This window comes from Klebsiella sp. NPDC088457, from assembly GCF_044900465.1.
GTDB lineage: Bacteria > Pseudomonadota > Gammaproteobacteria > Enterobacterales > Enterobacteriaceae > Klebsiella.
This window is the reverse complement of record NZ_JBJDNH010000002.1, coordinates 174,984-192,704: the sequence shown is the minus strand read 5'-3', so window position 1 is coordinate 192,704 and position 17,721 is coordinate 174,984. Positions and strand designations below refer to the sequence as shown.

The window sequence follows — 17,721 nt, the reverse complement described above, 5'->3', positions numbered from 1 at the left end:
GTGGCGATTAACTACCTGTTCCAGCATCGTCCGCAGTGGGGCCAGGATGTCGCCGTCGGTAAGACGCTGGTCTCCTCGGCGATGATCGACCGCGTAGTGAACGACCTCGGCCGCAGGCTGGTGGAAGTGCCGGTGGGCTTTAAATGGTTTGTTGACGGTCTGTTCGACGGCAGCTTCGGCTTCGGCGGGGAAGAGAGCGCGGGCGCCTCGTTCCTGCGTTTTAACGGCACGCCGTGGTCGACCGACAAAGACGGCATCATCATGTGCCTGCTGGCGGCGGAAATCACCGCCGTGACCGGTAAAAACCCGCAGCAGCACTACGACGAACTGGCCGCCCGCTTCGGCGCGCCGAGCTATAACCGGCTGCAGGCTTCGGCCACTTCCACACAGAAAGCGGCGCTGGCGAAGCTGTCACCGGAGATGGTCAGCGCCAGCACGCTGGCGGGCGACCCGATCACCGCGCGCCTGACCGCGGCGCCGGGCAACGGCGCATCGATTGGTGGTCTGAAAGTGATGACCGACAACGGCTGGTTCGCCGCCCGTCCGTCGGGTACGGAAGACGCTTACAAGATCTACTGCGAGAGCTTCCTCGGGGAAGAACATCGTAAGCAGATCGAGAAAGAAGCGGTGGAGATCGTGAATAGCGTGCTAGCGGCGCATCAGTAGAGCAGCTGACGTACTCCGCTGAGCCGGAGTACGTCATAGTTACCCGGCGACACCAATACAGGCACCACTTTGTCAGCACATAAGGAATGGGACGATTCGCAAAAGGTTATTGCTGCGGGGACTATATGAATATTTATGTTATTACCAATAATAATTTCATGCTTGAAGGTCTGAAATGTATGTTCAGCGATAACAGCCTCTCCGTCAACAGGGTTATGTTTTCACGGGTCAGCGATATTGCCTTCAGCAACAGCGATGTGGTGATTGTGGAGTCAGAGCTGAGCACCGGCGATGCCGAACGTCTCAAACACCTGCACATTTCACCCGTCAATCTCATCTTTTTATTAAAACCGGCGTCAGGAATGGGCGGGATAGGGCGCGAAGCGGTATTCATTGACACTGAGTTAACCGGTAATGAATATCTCATGATGCGGCAGGCGTTTAAAAAAATGGGGATCAATCTGAAGAGGGACAAGTTGTCATTTACCAAAAGAGAAGCGCATATCATCCATTTGATTTTGAATGGCTACTCGCTGGAGGAAATTTCCCGCAGCCTGCTGATCTCCAAAAGAACGGTGCAGTCTTTTGTCGGTATTATTTTGCATAAACTGAATACCACAAAAATAAGTGGAATATACCGCTGCAAAAGCCTCATCATTGACAGCCTTGCCAGGAAGAATCTGCATCGTTAATGCGATACGGGGGGCTTTCTGATGCGCTATCCAACGATAAATGACAAAGAATAAGGCAATGTCAGCGGCGGACATTGCCTCGCGAATATTATAAGGTTTCGTTTTGCACCGCTGCGCTGCGCGGGCCGGGATTGCGCCCATTACTGAGGAAGACCACGCCAAACAGCAGGATCACCGAGACGATAGCAGAGAACAGATAAAATACAATATGGTAGCCAAACGCATCAAACAGCATCCCCACCGGGATCGATAGCAGCACAATACCTAGCGAGCTGGCGATCTGGAACCCCACGAGGAAGATGGTGGAAGACAGGCGCGAATCAAAGTTGGACACGCTGTATTTGAATACCGAGATCACAAACAGCGGCACTTCAATCGCATGAAATAGCTTGATCAACGAGATGATATACGGGCTTTCTGAAGTCGCTGACACCAGAATGCGACAGATCATGATCATGCCTCCGACAAGCAGCGCCTTTTTCGCGCCGACCTTGTTTACAAAGAAGGGAATGACGGCCATACCGATGGCTTCCAGCACCACCTGGAAGGAGTTCAGATAGCCGTAGACCCGGGTGCCGGTCTCGACGGATGAGAACAGCCCGGCGTAGAACACAGGAAACATCTGCTGATCGTAAATATTATAGAATGACCAGGTCCCGGTGATGAACAGCACGAAAATCCAGAATTTAATATCTTTAAATACGGCGATGAAATCATCTTTGTGCACTTTTTCATGGCGGTGGGTACCGCTGGCCGTTTTTTCACTTTTAAATAAAATATTGATAATAATAAAGCACACGCCAAACAGCGATACCAGCCAGAAGTTAATATGCGGATTGATGGCGAAAAAGATCCCGGCAAGTAAAGCGCCAATAGCATAGCCAAACGATCCCCACGCCCGGGCGGTACCGTATTCAAAGCTAAATGCCCGCGCCATTTTCTCGGTGAAACTATCGAGTAATCCGCAACCGGCGAGGTAGCCAATACCAAAGAACAGCGAGCCAATCGCCAAACCTAACGCGAAGTTGTGCCGCAGCAGCGGTTCATATATATAAATCAGGAACGGACCAGTGAGCACTAAAATCACACTCAGGAGCCAGATCAGGTGCTTTTTGAGGCCGAGTTTATCCTGGATTATTCCATAGCCAATCATAAAGATCATACTGGTAAACTGATTGACGGAGTACAGGGTTCCCAACTGCGTACCGGTGAGGCCGATGGTCCCTTTAAGCCAGATGGCATACAGCGACCACCACAGCGACCAGGCGATAAAAAACAGAAACGAATAACCGGAGGCATAGCGGTAATATTCATTTTTAAAAAATGAAAAAGCCTTCATATTTATTTCCTTGTGACGATATTTTTATTTTAGCAAACGGAATCCTGTATCGCTATCGTCGTCTTCGACACCGGCTAGCGATATGGCAGGGCGGCCAGATTCAATAAAATAATCGGCCAGGTAGAGACAGCGGTTTGTGTTCTCTTATTTAATTTACGATTCCAGATACATTTCTTTTCTTGATGATAAAAACCCTCAGCATAGATATCAGATCGACGCTGACTGAGCGGTACGGATTAATGACGGCGGGTTCATTATTACTATTAAGTTGGCCGCAATACAACCTGGCTAACGTGATGTTAATCACAAAGGTTAACGTTAACATTTGTCAGGAAACGGAAACCCGACGAAGACAAGGCGTCACGAGGGGTTAAGAGGATAGGCCTGCGGATTGCGTAATGGGGGCGTCGTGGGGCGCGTCTTCGCCGAAAAGCGGAGGTTCCTTGCGCCGGAGATCCTTTGCCGACGTGCGTCGGGTTATCTCTGCGCAGGATAACCGAGCCCGGTAGGTCAGTACCGGGCTCAGAGTGTCGTTCTGACTACGAATGTGCCTCATTACTGATAGGTTCTTTCAGAACCAATCCATAGCTGAGGGCCCCGAGTAATAACAGCGCCGCACCGGCAAGGAAGACCCAGGTAAAGTTATTGGTGGTATCGAGAATCAAGCCGGCAACGATAGGAGCCAGCGCCGCGCCCAGGAAGCCGCCAAAATTCTGAATTGAACCGAGAGAACCTACCGATCCCGCGGGCGCAACGTCCGTCACCAGCGCCCAGATCACGCCTGAAGGGAGCTGGGCGGCAAAATAACCGATTGTCAGTAGCAACATGCACAGCGGCGTACTTTCAATGTAAGGTACCGGCGCCACGGCACATGCCGCAATCAGCGCTCCGCCGACGATCGGGATCTTACGCGCGGTAATGGCTTTCATGCCTTTTCTAATCAGTAAGTCTGAAATAACGCCCCCCAGCAGCACGCCAAAAATACCCACAAAGAAAGGGATGGCGGCCAGCCAGCCGGTATTCATCAGACTCATATGACGATCGTGCTCAAGATAACGCGGCAGCCAGGTCAGGTAGACCCAGACCGTAAAGTAAATTCCGAAGCATCCGACGACCATCCCCCATGTCGAGCGCTCGCGGAACAGGGAACCCCAGCTGCGCGAAGGGGCGCAAGGCGACTCATTGTGGTCGACAATTTTGTCTTGCGGAGTCTCTTCTGCGGTGGGTTCACGATAAAAGCGCAGCCATGCGAGCAGAATCACCAGCCCCAGAACCCCAATAACGATAAACATGCCTCGCCAACCCATGGTCAGCATCAGTATCGTCAATATGGGCGGCGCAATGGCATTGGCAATCTGCGACCCGGTATTGAACAGGGCGGTGGGAAAGCCGCGCTCTTCTTTACTGAACCAGCTGTTGGTGACTTTGACGCCGGAGGTAAAAAACGGCGATTCCGTTACGCCCAGCAGCATGCGCAGCGCGTACATTACCCCGAAGCCATTAGCAAACGCGCAGAATATCGTCACCAGCGACCAGCCCCCGGCGGCAAAGGAAAACATCTTTTTGGGACCGAAGCGGTCGACAAGATACCCGGCAGGGAGATTGGCCAGCGCATAAGGCCACAGAAAGGTCGATAGCAGCAATCCCATTTGAAATGACGACAGACCAAATTCAGCGGCAATGGTTGAATTCGCCACGCTGAGATTGGCGCGGTCGAGATAGTTGACCACCGCGGCCAGCAGAATAATCACCACCAGATACCATCTCAGCTTTGCTCCGGGAATGGCGTTAACCTTATTGTGGCTCAGGGCATTATCAGGTACAGGTACAGAGTCTGTTCTTCTCATGAAAGAATCCTCTAAACTTCATCTTGACGTCGACGTTATTAGTCTAAAATTTATATTATTCGACGAAGTTAAATGCCGGTTGATGTTTCCAGTTCAGCGAGCCCGGCGATCAAAGTCTGAACTTCTTCGGGCGTAATATTTAATTGCGGCGCCCGCATCACGCCGGCATGAATTCCGCGATATTTAAGTCCTTCTTTAAAGTAAGACATATTGCTGCCGTTTCTCAGCAGTTCGCAATATTTATTCGCCTGGCGCTGAGCGGCACGCGCCCCGGGAATATCCCCACGATTAAAGGCATCATAAATTTTGATAAAAGGCTCCGGGTAAACACAGGAAACCCCTGAAACCACGCCATCGCAACCCATCGCCAGCGCCGGGAGAAACAGGCGGTCGGCACCGACCATAACGGAAAAATCATGGTCATTGATGGCGAGGTACTGATTCACGGTGAGGTAGTCCGGGTAGCTGTATTTAATCCCCACGACATTCTTACACTTATCCGCAACGCGCTGAGCGACGTCAGCAGAAAGATTGTTAGCGGCGCACTGCGGAATATTGTAGAGATAAACGGGAAAATCGCGGGGCACGGCATTGGCGACGGCGACAAAATAGGCTTCCAGCTCACGGTCGTTCGCGCCGAAAAACGCCGGCGTTACAACACCAATTCCGTCGGCCCCGGCCTCTACCGCGTGGCGGGCCAGCGACAGCGTTTCTGCGGTGGTCATCGCACCGACGTGAATATAAACCGTCGCGCGCTGGTTATTTCTTTTAATGACGGTTTCCGCAACTTTTTTCCGTTCTTGTTCGCTGAGGCGAAACATTTCGCCGGTGGTGCCCAGCGGATAAAGACAGTGCACGCCTTTCTCGACAAGAAAATCGGTCAGCGCTTCGATGCTGGCATAATTGATGGTGTCGTCATCATTAAACGGTGTAATCATTGCAGTGGTAATGCCATATAATTTTTTCACAGAGACCTCGTCAGATGTTGAAGAAAATATGCCGGACCTGGGCGCAAGACGCCGGGCGTTCCGGATTTTTTACTGCCTGAATAACGGTGAACAGTCTTGTTATTGCTTAACGTAGCGGCTGAGTACGTTAAAAAGAATCAGCGCGACGGTAGCGCCGGGATCTTGTTTACCCGCGCTGCTGTCGGCAAACGCCGCCGCTTTACCATGACGGGGAAACATGGTTCGGGTGGCGTCAAGTCCGGCTATCGCGGCCGCCTGTGCGGCTTCTACCGCGCGGCCGAGCGGCGCTCCCGCGGCGGTTTCCTGCGCTAGCGCCTCGCTGGCGGGTAATAAGACGTCCAGAACGGTTTTCTCTCCGGGCTGGGCTTTTCCTCGCTCCGCGATACCCTGGGTAAAGGCGCTGAAGAAGGTGGCCAGATCCGTGGCGCTGAGCGTCATTAACTGCGGCGCAAGCGCTTTCCCGCCGCGCATAAATCCGGTGGCCATCAATGTTCCCATTGTTGATGGCGCCGCCCTGGCCATCGTCAGGCCGCACTGCATGAGGTAATGAGCAATGCCTTTCTCCTGCTCGGGCGGTATCTGCTGCGCGGCATGGAAGGCTTTTTGCATCGTGATGCCAAGGTCACCGTCGCCGACCGCCTGGTCTAATGCGATCAATTCATCCCGCTTCAGGCTTAGTTCGGCAGACCACGCGGCAATAAGGCCTGTCGTATCGTTAAATGTCAGTTCAGTTTTCATATCGTACCTTTAGCTAGCCAGATCCGGCTGGCAGAAGAAGGGGGTACAGGCGGAGGTGGCGAGATAGCCCGCCAGCTCAGCGTTGAGCTTACACAGGGACAGCGAAAACCCGGTCATTTCCATTGCCGTGGCGTACTCTCCCTGATAGGCGTGGAATACGGCGATACCGCGTTCATCCAGCGTCTGTTTGACCCGGAGGAAAAGAATATACAGCTCATCCAGAGGCGTCCCGCCCAGGCCATTAAGCAGAACGGCAGTACGGTCACCGGGGGCAAAATGCAGCTCGTCAAGAAGCAGGGGCAGGATGCGGTCAATAATTTCATCGGCAGTGCCGAGCGCGGCGGTCGAAATGCCGGGCTCGCCATGGATACCCATGCCAATGGCCATTTCATTCTCGGCCACCGAGAAGGCGGCCTGGCCCACCTCAGGAATGATGCAGGGCGAGAGCCCGATGCCAATTGTTCTGGTGCAATCCCCGGCCTGTTTAGCCACTCTGGCGACTTCATCGAGGGATAAACCGGCCGCAGCGGCGGCGCCGGCGATTTTATACATGAAAAAAATGCCGGCTACGCCGCGCCGCGTTGCCGCTCGTTCAGGCGGGGCCGATCCGACGTCATCGGCCCCGCGTACGGATAGCGTTCTGATACCCTCTATCTCCGCCATCTCGGAAGCCATGTCGAAATTGAGGATATCTCCGCTGTAATTACCGTAGAGGTAGAGCACGCCAGCCCCTTTATCCACCGCTTTTGTCACCTGTAAAATCTGATCGGCGGACGGAGATTGAAAAACATCGCCGACGGCGCAGCCATCGAGCAAATTATTCCCGACATATCCCAGAAACAGCGGCAGATGGCCCGAACCGCCGCCGGTGACAATGCCAACTTTCCCGGGACGAGTGTGCTGGGCGGTCACCAGACAATGGCGATCGTTATCGGCATATTTAAGATACCGGGGGTGTGCCGCATAAATTCCCTCGAGCATTTCTGCCACGTATTCAGTAGGGGTATTAATGAACTTCTTCATTTGCTAAATCCTTAAAGGACTGATATTTAATTAATGGCCTGGGGTCTGTCGGATATCTGTTTTGATAATGAAATTGGTCAGCGGCGGCGTAAACTAAAATTTTACTAAAATGATTTTAAGGAAAAGGAATTGTGATGATTATCACATGTTTAAATTTGCTAACAGGCTAGGGTTTATATAATAAAAGACAACCAAATAAAGCTTGTAATACATAAGGTTGAATTGTCATTATGGTTAAAATTAAAGATATTGCCAAAAAAGCCAACGTTTCTTTGAGCGCAGTATCGATAGCGATTAACGGCAAAAAAGGCTTATCCGTAGAGACCCGGGAGAAAATCCTGAAAATTGCCCATGAGCTAAATTATCAACAATCATCGGCAAGAGAAATTCGCGGCGTATTGCGCTTTCTGAAAATTGCTTTACATGGCGAAACAATCAATGAGGCGCATAACCTGTTTATTAGTGGATATATTGATGGACTCATCGAACAGGCCGGAAAATATAGCTATGCGCTCGAGGTCGTGGGCTATGACAAAAAAAGCGTTGAAGAAATCGTCAGGTCGCAGAATAGCGGAGCTCTCGCCGATGGGTTGGTGATCCTTGGCACCGAGTTTGAACAGGGTGACTTTACGCCCCTCCGTCGGCTATCGGTACCCTTTGTGATTATCGATAATGTGAACGATTTTTTACCCTTTGATTTTATTAACATGAATAATCGTGCGGCGATTTACAATATTCTTCACCATTTCAAACGTGCCGCAATAGAGGATGTCGGGCTGGTATACAGCGATGCACATACGCCAAATTTCAGGCAGCGTGAGCAGGCCTTTCATGAGCTGGTACCGCTGATCGGGCTAAGATCCGCCCCGGAAAATCTGGTTTGCATCAGTCCCAACGCCCGCTCGGCATATGAAGCTATGCTGAGCCATATCAGGGCGACAGGGAAAATTGCGCAAGGCTATTTTTGTATTAATGACATCGTCGCCTACGGCTGTATAAGAGCGCTCCAGGAATGCGGATTCCGCGTGCCCGATGATGTTTCAGTTATCGGTTTTGACGACCTGCCGGTCTCCGGGGTGATGGAACCGGCATTGACCACCGTGAAAGTGGGTAATAAAAAGCTGGGAGCCGCCGCCGTTGATTTGCTGGTCAGTAAAATAGACGCGGGGCGGAATAACAACCATACCAGCGTGTTGCTTAGCGGGGAGCTGGTTAAAAGAAAAAGCGTGCGTCAACCTTCCGCAAAGCCAGTATAAATAACGTTATTTCCTGTCAACAACCATATATTATTGAGGGTATTATGCTTATAGCAAGCTTAGATAATGTCAGTGAGGATATTAAACCGTTAACGGAAATACTGAACCATCCCGACCTTGCACTATCGGCGCTGATAAATACGCCGCCCGGGAAATATTCTGTACAAGGACAGGAGTGGTTCTATATCGTCAGCGAAGGTGAAACCAGGCCCGGCACAGGTCATTATCCCGAGTTTCATCAATGCTATGGTGATATTCAGCTGGTAATTAGCGGCACGGAAACAATTTATTTCAGAACGACGCCGCCGGATGCAGAGGAGTACAGAACGCCACCCGCCGCAACCGATCTTTATTTTTTAAAACATAGCCCGACGAATGGTTCCGTAGTGCTGAACCAGGGCGAGTTTATTGTTTTTTATCCTGGAGAAATTCATAAACCGATGTGTCATACCGCCGGTCGCGCCAATAGCGTCAAAAAACTGGTGGTGAAATTCCCTTATCCACGGCAGGAGTAAAAATAGGGTGATTAACGCAAGGGTTGCAGACGACCGTTGCGTTAATCCTGTCGGCGCACGATTGCGTCTGCTACTGCTCGCGATAAACCGCGGGCCGATCTTCCCAGTACGGCGGGGTTCCCACTTTCTCAACCATAAAGTCAATAAAGGTTCTGACCTTGTGCGGTAAAATCCGCTTTTGCGGATAGATCAGCCAGACGGCGGTTTCGCTGGGGAACATACTAAACTCCCAGTCTGGAAAGACCCGCTGGATATGGCCTTTTTCCTCTTCCTCGCGGGATAACCAGTTGGGCAGAATCGCAATCCCGGCGTGGTTGCAGCAGGCATAAAGCATCGCCGCGCTGTCGCTGACGCTAAGCCGATAGTTAATCGGTATCCGCTGCCATTCATCCTGTGACCCGGCCTGGCGCGTATACCACCCGGCGCCGTGCAGGCGAGAAAACATCACAATATTCATCTCGTTCTGACTGTTGCCGCCGGTACCGGGGGCGGCGGGAGGGCTGTTTTTCGCGATCCACTGCGGGCTGGCCCACGCTGCACGCGTCTGAGAGGCCAGTTTGCGCGCGTGAATGGAGGAGTCCGGCAACACCCCAATGCGAATACTCAGATCGATTCGCGCTTCAATCAGATCCTGTATCTCATCATTAAAACTGATATCCAGAGAGATGTTGGGATGCAGACGGAGAAACTCATCGACAAACGGCATGACGTGTAATCGACCAAAGGTACTGGGCACGCTAATGCGCAGCAGGCCGGAAGGGTGCTTATCCAGCGCGGAAGTTAAATGCCGCGCTTCCTCCCATTGCAGGAGCAGCTGTCTGGCATGCGAGTAGAAAAAATCCCCGGATTCCGTCAGCGTTAATCCGCGGGTGGAGCGGTTAAACAGCGTCACCTGCAAATACTCTTCCAGTTCAGAGATATGACGAGAGGCGGTTGATACTTCTATATTTAATGCTTTGGCTGCGGCACTAAAGCTTTTATGATCGGCGGCGCTGACAAAGGTCCTGATTGCGGATAAATGGTTCATCGAATTTTACGTCTCATTTATGATGAATGTCTTTTCAGCAACCCATTCTGGTGTAGCCACTTAGCAATAACGGTCCTGACTTCACAGCTTATCACTTTACTTCCCCAATTATTCCCTGCAGTGTTCATGGATACTGATGGTCGATGCATAAAAATGGCTTCCCCAACTGCAGGAAGCCGAAGGATTAATGGCATAATATTATTTTGCCGTAACGCGCCAAACGGTATTTCCGACATCATCGGCGATGATCAACGCCCCTGGTTATCCTGGGCAAGCCCTACCGGAGCGCCATACAACTCTTTCTCATCCCGGGAGACAAAACCGCTAACTACGCTCTCTGGTTTACCGACCGGTTTGCCCTCTTTAAAGGCGACGAAACTGACTTTATAGCCATTAAGCGGTGAGCGATCCCAGCTGCCGTGCTCGCTGATAAAGACGCCGCCCTGGTATTTTTGCGGCAGCATCTGCCCGGTATAAAACAGCATCCCCAGCGGCGCAACGTGGGAGCTCAGGGCGTAGTCCGGCTTGATGGCGTTGGCGACCTTGTCAGGGCGAGGCGGCTGGACGCGGCGATCGACATGCTGACCGAAATAGCTCCAGGGCCAGCCATAAAAACCGCCGTCCTGGACGGAGGTCAGATAGTCGGGCACCAGGTCGGCACCTATCTCATCGCGTTCATTGGCTATCGCCCACAGTTTCCCGCTCTGTGGCTCCCAGCCGAGGCCTGTCGGGTTCCTGATACCGCTGGCAAAGATCCGGCTGGCTCCCGTTGCGGTATCGACTTCAAGCACGTTGGCGCGACGGTACTCAACGTCCAGACCGTTCTCGGTAATGTTGCTATTGGAACCGACTCCGACATACAGCTTCTTGCCATCGGGACTCGCCAGCAGCGCTTTGGTCCAGTGGTGGTTGATGGTATTGGGCAGGTCGGCGAGCTCGGTTCCGGCATCGCTGATGTGCGTTTCACCTTGCTGATAGTGATAACGCATGATGCTGTCGGTATTGGCCACGTACAGATTATCGCCAATCAGCTGGACGCCGAACGGGGAGTGCAGATGTTCGAGGAAAACATGCTTTTCCCAGCCGCTGCCGCTTTTGCGTAGCAGGGTAATGCGGTTACCGCCTTTACCGCCTTTGCCGGACTGATTTTTTACGATCCCGGCAATCAGCTGTTTCGGCGTGGTCAGCGGTTCTTCGCCGGGACTGTTGCTTTCAACCACCAGCACATCATCGTTTGGCAGGACGTAGACCATGCGCGGATGCAGGAAGCCGTCAGCCATCTTCTCAATGCTCAGCCCCTGGGCGACGTCAGGCTGGGCGCCTGTTTTCCAGCCCACGCCGGACGGAACCTGCATCGGCGGCATCAGGTAATCCTGTGCTTTTGGCATCAGCGGATCCGGTCCGGTTTGTTGATCCGGCGACAGTTTCGCTTTTTCATCACATCCCGCAAGGACCAGAGTCAGCGTTAACATTACTGGTAGGGGCAGTAATATTTTATTCATGGCGATAACCTTTATTTTTTGCATGGCAGGAGGAGCTGATAATGTTGGCAAGGAGCAGGCAGATAACGGTGAGGGTCGAATAGACCACATTTTGTGGCGCAATGGCGTAAGCATCGCGGCTGTGGACAAAACAATTCACAATGGCTGAAATAATCGCGATGACGTTCAACCAGAAATCAACTTTCGCCGCCGGGATCCGAGGGGAAGGGGCGAAGAACCAAACCTGCGCGAGGTTAATCAGCCGCGGAACGATCGCGAAAATCAACCCCAGCGCAATAAGCCAGCTGGCGCTTTTTCCCCACATCACGTTGGTGCTGTAGAGATAAATAATATCAAAGATCCATCCGGCAATAAAAAAGCCATAAGGTATGGGGTTGAGAAGATTATAAATTATCGTCGCAAGCGTATTACGCCGGTCATAAGAGTTTTCACTCATATTATCAATTCCTCGTCAGGGAGAATAAAGGCGCGCTGAGGTTTCTGCTGTCAATAACGTCACGAACAGAGGTAAATGACAGCATGCGAAATAACCAGGCTAATTAGTGTGTGTTGACATTATAAACACGCAAATAATTATACATATTGTTAACAAGTTCGATATATCAATGTACGGAAATCTGTTATGCAGAAATCACCATACCTCATGGTGTTATAGTTAGTTATCGTGGTATTCAGAGAAATCGACTACGCAGAGATGCTCAGGTCATGGTCAGGGGAAACTGCGTGGGGTTATTAATCGTGATGTGGGAGAATATGGAATGAACTTACCGGTTGTCGCCGTCCTTGGGCTGGGCGCCATGGGGCACGCTTTTGCCAGCAATCTGCTAAAAAAGGGTTTTACCGTCCACGGCTGGAACCGTTCGCCGGAACGGGGGGACGATCTGCTGGCCAGCGGGCTCATCCGGCATGCGACGCCGCAGCAGGCGGTGGCGTCTGCCGGGGTGATTCTGTCAGTCCTGACCGACGCGGAAGCCACGTTGCACGTGATCCAGCAGATTGCCCCGGAGTGCCGGGAAGGGACGATTTTTTGCCAGATGGGTACCATTGGCGTCGAGGAGACCCGGGAAGCCATCGGCCTGCTGGAATCACTGGATCCTTCACTGATCTATCTCGATGCTCCGGTCTCAGGGACCAAAAAACCGGCCGAGAATGCGCAAATTCTGGTGCTCGCCAGCGGCGACCGTCAGCGAGGCGCGGCGGCTGAGCGCGTATTTGCCGCCATTGCGCGCGGCACGCAATGGTTTGGTGAAGCCGGCAGCAGCCAGAAAATGAAGCTCGTGCTGAACGCCTGGCTGATTACAATGATGGAAGGCGTGGCCGAAAGCGCCTTGCTGGCGGCGAAATTAGGGTTTACTCCCGCACAGTTCTGGCAAGCGCTGGACGGCGGTCCGTTGGCGGCACCGTACGTCAAAGGCAAACTGGAAATGATTGCGGAAAACCGTTTTCCTGCGCAAATGCAGCTCAGCCATGCGCTAAAAGATGCCAACCTGGCACTCGATGCGGCCGAAGGCACGGAGCTGCCGATCCTCAGCAAAATCGCCGATTGCTGGGACGAAGCGGCCGCAGAGGGCTATGCCAATCAGGATCTGGCGGCGGTGTACGCCTGGCTTGCGGGCCAGCCGACAAGCGGGCGCCAGGCGTAAGTGCGGAAGATCTACGTAAATGTGGCGTGAAACCTGTCGCGCTCTTAACATAGGCCCGGAGGAACGACGTTCAGGAAAGGGCCTCTTCATCCAGAGAAATAATCTGGATCCCGGCCGTCTGATACTCTTGCGCGTCGTCAGGGAGGCGGTCAATCACCAGAGTATCGATGCGTTCCGCCGGGGCGAACTGCGCCAGCGAGGTGTTATTGAGCTTGCTGTAGTCGCAAACCATAATGACCTGACTGGCATGTTCCACCATGCCGCGTTTGGTTTCCGCCAGCATAATATCGGCCACGCAGGCGCCGTGCTTCACAGAAAGCGAGTTGGCCCCCATAAAGGCCTTATCCACATTTAGCGTATCGAGAATAGAACGTCCGTTGATGGCCACCACGCAGTGGTAGCCTTTTTTGACAATCCCCCCCAGCAGGATGGTCTGAATAGTGGGGCTGGCCTCCAGCTCACGGGCAATCTGATAATCGTTAGTCACCACGGTCACATTCTGCCGATCGCGGATATGACGGGCGATATGCAGCGTGGTGGTGCCGGTATCCAGCACGATGATATCGCCATCTTCTACCAGCGCCGCGGCGCGCTGGCCAATACGCTCTTTCGCGTTCAGATTGACGACTTGCCGCATATCGGAGGCCTGCTCAAAACTGGCCCGGGTGCGCAGCATGGCGCCGCCGTGGGTGCGGGTCAGCATCCCGGCTTCTTCCAGCTGACGGAGATCGGCACGAATGGTTGCGCCAGACACGTTGAACACTTCACACATCCCGGAAACCGTAACTTTGCGTTTTTCCCGGAGAATACTGAGTAACTTTTCCTGTCGTTCTTCTGCAAACATTGTGCCTCTCTTACGGACGATGTCACCTTCAGCGAGAGAAATGCCGGCCGCGGCCGCGAAGCTCACCTTCAGGTTGGACCGGTACTTAACGTATCCAGACGATCGTATAATGGCGCGGATTGTTGATAAAGCGTATCAAAAAGTTCGCTACAGGACTGATAATATTCCTGCAGACGCCGGTCAGGCATCACAGGTTCGTCGAACTGCACCGTTTGCCGAACGCCCTCGGCAACATCCGCATACATCCCGATGCCAACGCCGGCGATAATAGCGCATCCGGTGACGCCATTCTCCGGATTGCGCGTCGATAGAATGGGAAGATTGTACGCCGCCGCTTTGATTTCCAGCCACAACCGACTGCGTGCGCCGCCCCCTGAGGCGATCATCTGCTCGGGATGCTGCCCGCACTGGCGTAACTGGCGGAGATTACGCGCCGAGGCAAACGCCACCCCTTCCAGTACCGCCCGAAATAAATGGCCGCGACCATGCTTTCGCTGCAGGCCGAAGAACTGCGCGCGCGAATTGATGTGCTCCGCCATGCGCTCGCCGGTCAGGTAGGGCAGAAATAATAATCCTTCCGCACCGGCGGGTACGGCGGCCGCCTGCAGCAGCAGCTCCGGGTGCGTAATGTGGTTTTCTGCCAGCGCCTGGCGCGCCCAGCGTACCGCATCGCCGCCAGCATCGAGGAGGGTAAACCCGCCCCAGGCCTGGTTTGCCAGATGCAGGTTATTAACCCGTGAATGCAACAACGGTTGCGGCGCTACCACCGTGATCAGCGTGGAGGTTCCCGTAGAATCGGATGCCGTTCCGGGCTGATACACGCCGGAGCCCAGCAGGGTGGCCGCCATATCTGACGTACCGGCGACCACCGGGATCCCAACGGGCAGGCCGGTCAGCGTCGAAGCCTCGTGGGTAACCTCGCCGATAACCTCGCTGGACAGTTTCAGGTCCGGTAACTGATCCCGTCTCAAGCCAAATAATTCCAGCGCCTGTGGCGACCAGCTGCGGCTTTCGCTGTCCATCAGAAAGTAGCAGGAAGCCTCGCTGTAATCGGTGGCGATGGTGCCGGTCAGCATGAAGTTAATGAAATCTTTCGGCATCAGTATTTTTGCAATCCGTGCCGCACTTTGAGGATAATGCTCCCGCCACCACGCCAGCTTAAAGGCCGGCCAGGCGGCTGCCGGAGGATTATTCAGATGGTGCAGCCAGCGTTCAGCGCCTTCACGGGCAATAAAAGCGTCGACCTGCGGCTGGCTCCGTTTGTCATTCCACAACAGCGCCTTATCTTCGACGAGGTGACCCGCGCTATCCAGCAGTACGGTGCCATGCATTTGTCCGCAGGCACCTATCACGGCGATCTGTGCGCGGGTCTCAGGAAAACGGTACAAAACTTCGCGAATGCACTCGCAGGCAGATTGCCACCACAAAGACGGTGCCTGTTCAGACCAGCCGGCACGGGGAGTAGTTTGCTCATACTCCCGCTGAGCAAACCCCACCAGGGAACCATCGGCCCTCAGGATGGCGGCTCGGGTACTTCCGGTGCCGACATCAATGGTTAATATTTTATTTTTCATCACTGACTCCGGTGACGTCATAAGGCGGGCCACAGGCCCGCACACGGGCATATTTTAACTGGCGTTCAGTTCAGGGAAGAGGTCCGGATTTTGTTCCAGCTGGGCCAGCACGGTGCTAACAGCTCCCAGGCTCATGCCAAAGCGGCGGACGCCAAGCCGGTAGAGCGCGCGCACGCTATCCAGATCGCGAATTCCTCCCGCGCCTTTGATGTCGATGCGACCTTTCAACTGCCCGGCGATGATGCTGACCTTTTCTGGAGTCGCGCCGGTAGGGGCCCATCCGGTGGACGTTTTCACCCACTTCATCCCCACCTCGACGGCAATATCGCAAACCCGACAGATCTGTTCCTCATTGAGATAGTGGGTTTCGAGGATCACTTTGGCCGGTACCGGCGCTGCAGCTTCAACAACCCGCCGTAAATCTGCGCGGACATAGTCATAATCCCCGGACAGCACTTTGCCGATATTCACCACCATATCCACTTCCCGGGCACCGTCAGCAATAAGCTGACGGACTTCCTGGACCTTAATATCGGTTGCGTGCCCACCGCCAGGGAAACCAACCGGGCCGCCAATCATGATATCGCCCCGTCCCTGTTCCGGCAGTAGCGTGCTGAGAAAGCGTGTCCAGCAGGGCAACACATGCACAGAAATGATGTTGTAGCGGGTAGCCAGTTCCGCACAGGCACGAATATCAGCTTCCGTACTGGTCGCCTGTACGGCGCTGAGGTCAATTAAACGGGCAAAACGGCGAGTGGTCTCATTCATGGTCTAATCCTGTCGTCTGTTTTCAGTTGTTTTCATTTAACGCTTTGTATTAACGTTTTTACATTAGAAAACGCATCAAATGAAAATAATGTGAGCAAATAAGCATTTTTTTATTTTCATTTGATTTTAATTAACAGGGCGGGACAGGAAAACATTATGACCAGACAGTCACAAACGGTCATATACAGGCACAAAAGCAGAGTGGCATTGTTTTTTGTTTGCTTTTGTTTGTGACCGGATAACGGCCGAATGAGGGAAAGGAAGCGCCTGGAGGGGGGCGGAAATGTGGCTCTTGTCACACGGAGCGACGAGGGTATCACCACCTGTGCTGGACGTTTTCACGGTCGCAGCACCCCATCGATGGGCAAGGTAATCTTATCAGGCACTGCAGGAGAGAGTTATGTTACCGCTGGAACGTCATCGCTTAATTGTCGGGTTGTTAAGCCAACACGGTGTCATGCGGGTTAATGAGATTGCGCAAGCAACCCGGGTTTCTCGTGAAACGATACGTCGGGATCTAAGTGAACTGGAGCGAAAAGGAGTTTTAAACCGCAGTCACGGCGGGGCGCTGTTGGCCGAAAACCCACCGTCCACCGCCAGAGGGCGCCAGCCTGATCTACCGATCCAGGATGGGCAAGGGAGCTTTCAGCAACGTACATTGCTGCATAGCGAAGCCAAAACGCGTCTTGGCCGCAAAGCGCTGCAACTCCTCCAGCCAGGAGACACCATTCTCCTGGACAGCAGCAGTACCAGCTGGTTTATGGCACGTCAGATCCCCGAGATGACGTTAACGGTTATCACGCCGTCTGTCGCTATTCTGCAGGCATTAATGAGCCGCCGATCCTTGCACCTGATTGGTCCTGGCGGCGATTTTTCACCGACTGAGGAGGCTTTCTTCGGCGAAATGACCGGACGCATGCTGCGCGAATATGCCATCGATACGTTTTTCTTCTCGTGTCAGGGGCTGGAGCGTGACAGCGGTCTGTATGCCGGAACGGACGCTCACGCCGCCCAGATAAAGCAAATGATGATGGCGGCCCGTCGGGTCGTGGCGCTGGTCGACGGCAGCAAGCTGGGACGACTGGGAGTGGCAAGGATCGGCGGTCTGGGAGAACTGGACTGTTTGATAACCGAAGCATTTGATGATCCGCTGCCCGAAAAAGAGATGACCTGGCATAACGTCAGCATACAAATTGCCTGAGTGTACCGTCACGTCGTGACGGTGAATCTATGCATTGGCGAAACTCCGCGCCGCGCGGTGAGGCCAGACTTTGCCTGAAATCAGCGAATGACCGGAATAAATACCGAAACAGAGAGGC

Annotated in this window: 15 protein-coding genes and 2 pseudogenes; 6 read left to right on the top strand and 11 right to left on the bottom strand. The window is 53.3% G+C overall.

Features of this window, described 5'->3' with window-relative positions:
* A pseudogene (locus ACI2JR_RS03065) lies at positions 1–666 on the top strand (phosphoglucomutase, alpha-D-glucose phosphate-specific); the annotation flags it as partial.
* A 125-nt stretch (positions 667–791) separates the two neighbouring features.
* Positions 792–1,358 (top strand): LuxR C-terminal-related transcriptional regulator, encoded by a 567-nt coding sequence (locus ACI2JR_RS03060; RefSeq protein WP_462477839.1) that lies wholly within the window; start codon positions 792–794, stop codon positions 1,356–1,358.
* 88 nt (positions 1,359–1,446) lie between these two features.
* Here ACI2JR_RS03060 and ACI2JR_RS03055 read toward each other — a convergent pair whose 3' ends face one another.
* From ACI2JR_RS03055 to ACI2JR_RS03035, 5 genes are all read right to left on the bottom strand, one after another.
* Positions 1,447–2,697 (bottom strand): oligosaccharide MFS transporter, encoded by a 1,251-nt coding sequence (locus ACI2JR_RS03055; protein ID WP_132731016.1) that lies wholly within the window; start codon positions 2,695–2,697, stop codon positions 1,447–1,449.
* Positions 2,698–3,236: 539 nt separating this feature from the next.
* Positions 3,237–4,544: an MFS transporter gene (locus ACI2JR_RS03050; RefSeq protein WP_462477838.1), complete on the bottom strand. Its 1,308-nt coding sequence runs from the start codon at positions 4,542–4,544 to the stop codon at positions 3,237–3,239.
* 68 nt (positions 4,545–4,612) lie between these two features.
* Positions 4,613–5,512 (bottom strand): dihydrodipicolinate synthase family protein, encoded by a 900-nt coding sequence (locus tag ACI2JR_RS03045; protein ID WP_462477837.1) that lies wholly within the window; start codon positions 5,510–5,512, stop codon positions 4,613–4,615.
* A gap of 99 nt (positions 5,513–5,611) precedes the next feature.
* On the bottom strand, positions 5,612–6,250 hold the full coding sequence (locus tag ACI2JR_RS03040) for a dihydroxyacetone kinase family protein (protein ID WP_462477836.1): 639 nt from the start codon (positions 6,248–6,250) through the stop codon (positions 5,612–5,614).
* A gap of 9 nt (positions 6,251–6,259) precedes the next feature.
* Complete coding sequence (locus ACI2JR_RS03035; RefSeq protein WP_462477835.1) at positions 6,260–7,273, bottom strand: dihydroxyacetone kinase subunit DhaK; 1,014 nt, start codon at positions 7,271–7,273, stop codon at positions 6,260–6,262.
* A gap of 230 nt (positions 7,274–7,503) precedes the next feature.
* On the opposite strand from ACI2JR_RS03035, the gene ACI2JR_RS03030 reads away from it, so the two are divergent.
* Both ACI2JR_RS03030 and ACI2JR_RS03025 read left to right on the top strand, forming a co-directional pair.
* Complete coding sequence (locus ACI2JR_RS03030; protein WP_462477834.1) at positions 7,504–8,529, top strand: LacI family DNA-binding transcriptional regulator; 1,026 nt, start codon at positions 7,504–7,506, stop codon at positions 8,527–8,529.
* A 44-nt stretch (positions 8,530–8,573) separates the two neighbouring features.
* Positions 8,574–9,044, top strand: a complete 471-nt coding sequence (locus ACI2JR_RS03025) for a YhcH/YjgK/YiaL family protein (RefSeq protein WP_462477833.1) — start codon at positions 8,574–8,576, stop codon at positions 9,042–9,044.
* Positions 9,045–9,114: 70 nt separating this feature from the next.
* On the opposite strand, the gene ACI2JR_RS03020 is transcribed toward ACI2JR_RS03025, so the two are convergent.
* The 3 genes and pseudogenes from ACI2JR_RS03020 to ACI2JR_RS03010 form a co-directional block, all read right to left on the bottom strand.
* Positions 9,115–10,071: a LysR family transcriptional regulator gene (locus ACI2JR_RS03020; protein ID WP_462477832.1), complete on the bottom strand. Its 957-nt coding sequence runs from the start codon at positions 10,069–10,071 to the stop codon at positions 9,115–9,117.
* A gap of 198 nt (positions 10,072–10,269) precedes the next feature.
* Positions 10,270–11,573: pseudogene (locus ACI2JR_RS03015) on the bottom strand (PQQ-dependent sugar dehydrogenase).
* Positions 11,566–12,009 carry a DUF2231 domain-containing protein gene (locus tag ACI2JR_RS03010; protein WP_462477831.1) on the bottom strand — a complete coding sequence of 148 codons (444 nt, stop codon included), beginning with the start codon at positions 12,007–12,009 and terminating at the stop codon, positions 11,566–11,568. The pseudogene ACI2JR_RS03015 and the gene ACI2JR_RS03010 overlap by 8 nt, the downstream one beginning before the upstream one ends.
* 322 nt (positions 12,010–12,331) lie before the next feature.
* On the opposite strand from ACI2JR_RS03010, the gene ACI2JR_RS03005 reads away from it, so the two are divergent.
* Complete coding sequence (locus ACI2JR_RS03005; protein ID WP_462477830.1) at positions 12,332–13,216, top strand: NAD(P)-dependent oxidoreductase; 885 nt, start codon at positions 12,332–12,334, stop codon at positions 13,214–13,216.
* A 70-nt stretch (positions 13,217–13,286) separates the two neighbouring features.
* On the opposite strand, the gene ACI2JR_RS03000 is transcribed toward ACI2JR_RS03005, so the two are convergent.
* The 3 genes from ACI2JR_RS03000 to deoC form a co-directional block, all read right to left on the bottom strand.
* A complete protein-coding gene (locus ACI2JR_RS03000; RefSeq protein WP_132731027.1) occupies positions 13,287–14,060 on the bottom strand; it encodes a DeoR/GlpR family DNA-binding transcription regulator in 774 nt (257 codons plus the stop codon).
* 68 nt (positions 14,061–14,128) lie between these two features.
* Positions 14,129–15,634 carry a xylulokinase gene (locus ACI2JR_RS02995; RefSeq protein WP_132731028.1) on the bottom strand — a complete coding sequence of 502 codons (1,506 nt, stop codon included), beginning with the start codon at positions 15,632–15,634 and terminating at the stop codon, positions 14,129–14,131.
* A 54-nt stretch (positions 15,635–15,688) separates the two neighbouring features.
* Complete coding sequence (deoC, locus tag ACI2JR_RS02990; RefSeq protein WP_132731029.1) at positions 15,689–16,402, bottom strand: deoxyribose-phosphate aldolase; 714 nt, start codon at positions 16,400–16,402, stop codon at positions 15,689–15,691.
* Positions 16,403–16,802: 400 nt separating this feature from the next.
* Between deoC and ACI2JR_RS02985 the strand changes: the two genes are divergently transcribed.
* Complete coding sequence (locus tag ACI2JR_RS02985) at positions 16,803–17,603, top strand: DeoR/GlpR family DNA-binding transcription regulator (RefSeq protein WP_462477829.1); 801 nt, start codon at positions 16,803–16,805, stop codon at positions 17,601–17,603.
* Positions 17,604–17,721: the final 118 nt, after the last annotated feature.

Excerpts from the sequence above, each read along its gene's own strand:
- ACI2JR_RS03055 (WP_132731016.1), bottom strand. The coding sequence starts at position 2,697 with ATGAAGGCTTTTTCATTTTTTAAAAATGAATATTACCGCTATGCCTCC.
- ACI2JR_RS03000 (WP_132731027.1), bottom strand. The coding sequence starts at position 14,060 with ATGTTTGCAGAAGAACGACAGGAAAAGTTACTCAGTATTCTCCGGGAA.
- ACI2JR_RS03050 (WP_462477838.1), bottom strand. The coding sequence starts at position 4,544 with ATGAGAAGAACAGACTCTGTACCTGTACCTGATAATGCCCTGAGCCAC.
- ACI2JR_RS03025 (WP_462477833.1), top strand. The coding sequence starts at position 8,574 with ATGCTTATAGCAAGCTTAGATAATGTCAGTGAGGATATTAAACCGTTA.
- ACI2JR_RS03030 (WP_462477834.1), top strand. The coding sequence starts at position 7,504 with ATGGTTAAAATTAAAGATATTGCCAAAAAAGCCAACGTTTCTTTGAGC.
- ACI2JR_RS02995 (WP_132731028.1), bottom strand. The coding sequence starts at position 15,634 with ATGAAAAATAAAATATTAACCATTGATGTCGGCACCGGAAGTACCCGA.
- ACI2JR_RS03005 (WP_462477830.1), top strand. The coding sequence starts at position 12,332 with ATGAACTTACCGGTTGTCGCCGTCCTTGGGCTGGGCGCCATGGGGCAC.
- ACI2JR_RS02985 (WP_462477829.1), top strand. The coding sequence starts at position 16,803 with ATGTTACCGCTGGAACGTCATCGCTTAATTGTCGGGTTGTTAAGCCAA.
- deoC (WP_132731029.1), bottom strand. The coding sequence starts at position 16,402 with ATGAATGAGACCACTCGCCGTTTTGCCCGTTTAATTGACCTCAGCGCC.
- ACI2JR_RS03040 (WP_462477836.1), bottom strand. The coding sequence starts at position 6,250 with ATGAAAACTGAACTGACATTTAACGATACGACAGGCCTTATTGCCGCG.
- ACI2JR_RS03035 (WP_462477835.1), bottom strand. The coding sequence starts at position 7,273 with ATGAAGAAGTTCATTAATACCCCTACTGAATACGTGGCAGAAATGCTC.
- ACI2JR_RS03060 (WP_462477839.1), top strand. The coding sequence starts at position 792 with ATGAATATTTATGTTATTACCAATAATAATTTCATGCTTGAAGGTCTG.
- ACI2JR_RS03020 (WP_462477832.1), bottom strand. The coding sequence starts at position 10,071 with ATGAACCATTTATCCGCAATCAGGACCTTTGTCAGCGCCGCCGATCAT.
- ACI2JR_RS03010 (WP_462477831.1), bottom strand. The coding sequence starts at position 12,009 with ATGAGTGAAAACTCTTATGACCGGCGTAATACGCTTGCGACGATAATT.